The 5724-nt window shown below is 33.4% G+C and carries 6 protein-coding genes; all 6 read right to left on the reverse strand.

Annotated features, from left to right (window positions below; translation table 11 throughout):
* The coding region (locus Q0871_RS18535; protein ID WP_299326560.1) for a hypothetical protein at positions 1-424 on the reverse strand (424 nt) is incomplete at its 3' end.
* Positions 425-537: 113 nt separating this feature from the next.
* Positions 538-1212 (reverse strand): DUF2625 domain-containing protein, encoded by a 675-nt coding sequence (locus tag Q0871_RS18540; protein WP_299326563.1) that lies wholly within the window; start codon positions 1210-1212, stop codon positions 538-540.
* A gap of 257 nt (positions 1213-1469) precedes the next feature.
* Positions 1470-2039 carry a hypothetical protein gene (locus Q0871_RS18545; RefSeq protein ID WP_299326567.1) on the reverse strand — a complete coding sequence of 190 codons (570 nt, stop codon included), beginning with the start codon at positions 2037-2039 and terminating at the stop codon, positions 1470-1472.
* Between the two features lie 38 nt (positions 2040-2077).
* Positions 2078-3220 carry an alpha/beta fold hydrolase gene (locus tag Q0871_RS18550; protein WP_299326570.1) on the reverse strand — a complete coding sequence of 381 codons (1143 nt, stop codon included), beginning with the start codon at positions 3218-3220 and terminating at the stop codon, positions 2078-2080.
* Between the two features lie 270 nt (positions 3221-3490).
* Entirely contained in the window at positions 3491-3952 is a 462-nt protein-coding gene (locus Q0871_RS18555) for a hypothetical protein (RefSeq protein ID WP_299326573.1), read from the reverse strand.
* Between the two features lie 482 nt (positions 3953-4434).
* On the reverse strand, positions 4435-5724 hold a 1290-nt coding region (locus Q0871_RS18560; protein WP_299326576.1), incomplete at its 5' end, for an Ig-like domain-containing protein.

Here is a 5724-nt window from a genome sequence, read left to right on the forward strand (position 1 = left end):
CAGTTTGATAATCAATAATGAATTTCTTCATCATGGATTGTAGTTCTATTTTATCTTTCTTGCTCATTTTAATAATATTAAGCCAAGCGGTGCCAATGTCTTTAGGAGCAAAAGTCGAAAAGTTTTTGATGACCACCAAGCCCGTTACTTTCGGATAAAATGTGAGTCCCTTTTTGGTGATTTTTATATTATCAGCGTCCATTTTTAATACAGGGAATGTAAGCTGCATTGCATGTTGAATTTCGTTATAGAAATAAACATTTTCTTGTGTAGCATTAATTTTCGCGTAATAATTTCTATTACTTTCACTATGTTCTTCTATAAAAGTGTTGATTGCTTCTACTTGAGTTTGCAATTCTTGAGCAGTACCTATTTTTACAAATGCGACTATCAAGATAATAGCTAATAGTACTTTTTTATACATGATATTTTATAGTTTAAGTTCAATTTAAGTAACGTTTTATTTAACTAAATATTGGTGGTAATATTTTTAGTTTCTTAAAAACAAGCCCCTTTTATTTTAATAACTATGCCAATCTATTCCCCTTTGTTCAATTGCTGTAGCGCATCTTGTTGAAATGTCCATATCTCAGAAATTGGCACTATTTTTCTTGTAAAATCATCAATGCTGTTATGTTCTGTCCATAGAAAAGGATAAAATGCGATACCTTGATTTCCATTAATTTCAGTTATTTCCTTTTCCCAACCAGTCCAACGTGCATTGGCATAGAATTGAGATAGGTCACCTGTAAATGTCCACCATAGAAAATCAGAATACCCAACATCCATTGATTCCCATTCTAAAGCATCTGGTGCGAAATAATATACATTGCCTATATCATCACCCAAAGCACCACCATTTATAGCGAAAAATCCACCAACGACATCATCGGCAATTAAGAATATTGACGGTTTATCTCCAAATTCTTTAAACGTTTTCCCTTTATTCCATTTAGGTAAAGTTCTATCTAATTTTTGGTTACCAGACCCCAAAATTCTAGTCCAGCCATGATCAATTAAGAGACCACCCGTTTCGTATATTATAGCTCCCATTGGTGAGCGGGTTGACACTTGTGTTTGGTAAAGCGCATTATCAGCTTCTTTCTCGTTTTTGGGTAGAACTTCAACTTTGTTGGTTGCATCATTTATCCATTCAGCAACTAATAGCCAGCCAGGTTCATCAATATTTATTAGTTCTTGAATTGTTTTCATACAGATAAATACAGATTTAATGATTCGTTCTAATTACTGATTTTGATACGGCTATTTTCCCTTTAGAATATGTTACTTCTTTTTTTTAAACAAGAATTTATCTATTCGGTTTAATGTACTACCCAAAAAACTCCAAAATTTATGTAGAATTCCTTCAAAAATTACGTCAACGAAAAAACTAACAATTGCGTCAAAAATCATCTAGTGAACTTATTATTTTAAAATCAGTCTTTAATTAATAGAGTAGTGGTAAGTTACTATTTTGTTATTGCCCAATCTTGACCTTCGTATTCGGTCCAGGAACAATTTTCGGGTTCTTTTAATATGCTTTTGACCATTTCAATAAGTTTCGGGTCTTCGTTTTTAAAAATAGCATCTCCGTCCATAATAAGTGCTCTGCTTAACTCATCATGCATTTTGTCTTTATTTTGAACTAAATAGTTTAATTGTCCTAGCCTTAAATGTAAAAACGGATTACCGACAGTGTCTTTAAATTGCATTGCAAAATTATAATTATCAAAAGCATCTTCGATCCATCTTTCAGAAAAAAATACTTCAGCGATATGCAGAATTACATATCTACCTTCTCTAGTTCTTTTTTGGTCGTCAGTTAAAGATTCATAAATTTTCATGAGCTGGTTAACCCTAGACTGCACATCTAAATCTTTATTAGTGGTGATTTTGTCGATGTCGGCTACTCTATCTGCTATAGATTCTGGTATGTCAATGTACTGCTTGATTTTTGCAATGTTTGCTTCTTTTTTAGATTGTAATTGCACAGTTTCCTGTTTTTTGTCGCTCTTCTTTAAAAAATCAAATAGCCCCATATGGATATGTTGTAATATTTAATATTTCTGTTTAATTATTAATCTTCTTTCAATTTCAACAGTACCTCTTTGCCGTGTTCGTTATTAGGGTTTAAGGCTATAGATTTCTTATACATTTCAATAGCTTCAGTTTTTTTATCTGCTATTAACAAAGCTTCGCCATAACTGTCATAAGCATTGGCACTTTCTGGAAATAATAGTATTGTTGTTTTAAATACATCTAGGGCTTTGTCTAATTCTTGGATTTGTAAAAATGAATAACCCAACATATTTAAATCGTGTTCTGAACGATTATGAACCTTGGTTTCAATCGATAACTCAATAGCATTGTCTAATGCCTTTTGTAGCACAATATTTTGTTGATTTTTATCTAAAGTTTCTGAGTAGGCTTTAACTATAGCGTTGATAACTAATGCAGGGTTATCACTAAATACGGCATGACTACTGCTTTCAGCTATAATATTTGTTACATTATTGTTTTGTGTACCTAAATCTACATGAACTTTTTTCCATCTATTTGAATATTCTTCTGGATATACTGGAGCGGATTTATCAGGAAAAATGTTCGTTACAGGAATATTGTTAGGGAACTGTGTATTCCTTAATGAACGCATAACTTCATTGTAGTTGAAATTTAGGTAATAATCGCCAGTACCTTTCGGTATGGTATTTATATCAACAAACATATCTCTCATAGCCAAGAAATCTTCATTCCAGAAATTACTAAGAGTTGCATCTATTAAAACAATCGATTTAACTTTCTTCGGATGTTTACGCGCATATAATAAGCTGTATAGTCCGCCATAGGAATGTGACACCAAAATAATTTCATCGCTGTACCCTAATTTTGCAAGTCCGGTTTCTAATTCCTTTATTCCGTTTTCAATTCCGAAATCCGAATCGTTCTTCAATGCAGGATTCAATTCACTCTGCCCGAAACCAGAACGGTCATATGTAATCAACGTTGTACCAGTAACTTCATGTATTCTTTTTAAAATAGGTTTCCAAACAGAACTGTCGTCACCGCCACCGGTTTCAAAAAGAATCGGAGTTCCTTCACCTTTCATAATATTGAAATGCATATTGTACCCTCCAATATCTACAGGTGTGTCTAGCGCTTGAGAATATAAAGTAAACGATAAGGAGAAAATAGCGAAGAAAGTAAAATAGAACTGTTTCATTTATGGTTTGTGTTTTATAGTTCTGGTAATTTACAATATTTCAATAGTTTGTGGACTAAGATAAAGTGCTTTTGAAATGGCAGAGGCTGTCGGTCTTTCGTGAGGAAGAGGTTTCGTTATAACAGAAGTTAATACCTTAGCATTCCTGCAAGTTAAAAGTTTACTCTTATAGTTTTTATTTATTTTCTTGTCCAAATCTAAATCCATAAGATTTAGCGACATTATAAAAACACAACGACCTTTTGATTAATCATAAAGCAGTAATGGTATTTAATCGGTGTTGAGCTTTTGTATTTTTATTTTTTTCTCAATTTTTTTCAGTATTCTTGAGTCAAATTCCTTCTTAGCTTTCGAGTTTTTCCACCACCAAAAATATTCGTTCGCATCAATCCAATTTCCGGTATCAGTTTTGTTTTTATAACTGGAAAAATAAAATGTTGTTGTTGTTTTATTTTTCGGTCTGGTCAATGCGTGAATTATCTGATTTTTATCTTTATACTCAAAATAGACTGAGTACCAATGTCCATTTTTATGGTCAGCGAAACTGTTCGTGTCTAAATTGTTTTCTGATTTTACTTCATTTATAATTTCGATAAGAGTTTTTTCAGAAGTATTTAATTCATAGGTATCAGCTTTCCCATAGCTTCCTGGTGAAAAAGACCAACCTATGTAATAAAATAATAGACCGAGTATTAAAATACCGAATACAATTAAAGAATATTTTCTTATCAATTTTTCTTAAGATTTTGTTTCAAAGTTCGATTTTTTAATTAATACCTAATGGTAAGTATAAGAAACGTAGTGTTGGTGATAAGCGATACGTTTTGGATGGGTACTAAACCAAATATAAACACAGACCTTTCGGTTTAATACAAATTTCTTATGTTTTTTTATCCCGTTGTAAACTGTTGTTATTACTTATCTAATTTATTCTCAGAGGGGCTAGAGAATTTCTCAACTATATAATTCTCGTATTTTAGAGCGTAATATTTCTTACCATTGATTTGTGTCAGCCCAAGAAAATTGATGTTATCACCCCGAATATGAAATTCTCGGTATGTGTTAGCGTTTATTTCTTATACTCTATTTAAATTTCAATGTGGTCAACGTTGAAGTAAAATTTTGATAACTAATTTCAGTTGGTACAAAATATATTATACTTATACCTTCGCTATCTTCTCCGTCTTCAGTATAGGTCAGCTCAACTATTTTTCTTACCTGTTGATGTACATATATCCATTCATTGTTTCTGTTTTTTGATCTTTTGAATAGTCAATTAGATAATAGTATATACCTGCTGGTAGTTCATCATTCTTGCTAATAGTTGCTCTACCATTTGAAATACCTGTGAAAGCATTTCCTCTATTATCGTAATCATTGGTTTCGAATACGAGTATGCCCCATCGGTTATAAACACGAACTGTATTATTTGGGAAGGATTCTATATTATTGATGATAAATACACCTCCATTAGTATTCGGGTCAATCAAGTCACTTTCTATACTAATATCGCATATGGCGTCAGCTGGTGGTGTTCCTCCATTAGAGCTACAGCCATCAAGAGGGTTTGTACCATCGTTAACTTCTTGACCATCGTTGATACCGTCACCATCAGAATCGTCGTTTTCTGGGTCGGTACCTAAAGCACTTTCTTCAGAAACAGACAACCCATCCATATCACAGTCGCTAGTTGATAGAGGTGTGCCTCCATTTGAATCACAATCATTTAAAGGATCGGTTTCATCATTAATTTCTTGACCATCATTTATACCATCACCATCTGAATCAGGATTATTTGGGTTGGTTCCTAGGTTTACTTCTTGACCATCGGTAAGACCATCATTATCTGTATCAGAATTATTTGGATCGGTACCTAAAGTATCTTCCTCTACGTTAGTTAATTCATCATTATCACAATCACTCGTAGCTAATGGCGTACCTCCAATAGATTCACAGTCATCTAATGGATTGGTATTACCATTAGTTACTTCTTGTCCATCATTAATCCCATCTCCGTCGGTATCTGGATTATTAGGGTCAGTTCCTAAAGAAATCTCATCATTATTGTTGAGTCCATCGTTGTCAAGATCATCATCTGTATTAGCGATACTATAATTTTTAGTTTCCGAAACTTCACTGATATTCCCAACGGTATCTGTAGTAGTAACACTACCATCAACAGTTGTATCTGCATCGGCAGCTAATTTACTACCTGGTACATCAATACTGTATGCACCTAAAGCATCAACAGTTCCCGTATAATCGGTACCGTCTACTGTTAAAGTAACGGTATCACCTGTATTGAAATCACCCGAAACTGTTCCTGTTACAGCAACATCTGCACCAGTTTCCGCTGCGTTCAGGATGTTGTCTGCTGTGATATCGTCTATTTCTAGAACTGGTACTGGCAATGTAGCGTCATATTGAATATCACGAGTAGCCTGAGTTGCAGGATTTCCTGCAGTATTAGAAACGTCGGCTGTAATCGTTTCATTAGCATCTAA

Origin of the sequence: uncultured Maribacter sp. (genome assembly GCF_947500985.1) — a bacterium.
Lineage (GTDB): Bacteria > Bacteroidota > Bacteroidia > Flavobacteriales > Flavobacteriaceae > Maribacter.

Bases quoted from the DNA above. Each gene is read 5' to 3' on its own strand.
- Q0871_RS18540 (WP_299326563.1), bottom strand. From the start codon at position 1,212: ATGAAAACAATTCAAGAACTAATAAATATTGATGAACCTGGCTGGCTA.
- Q0871_RS18545 (WP_299326567.1), bottom strand. From the start codon at position 2,039: ATGGGGCTATTTGATTTTTTAAAGAAGAGCGACAAAAAACAGGAAACT.
- Q0871_RS18550 (WP_299326570.1), bottom strand. From the start codon at position 3,220: ATGAAACAGTTCTATTTTACTTTCTTCGCTATTTTCTCCTTATCGTTT.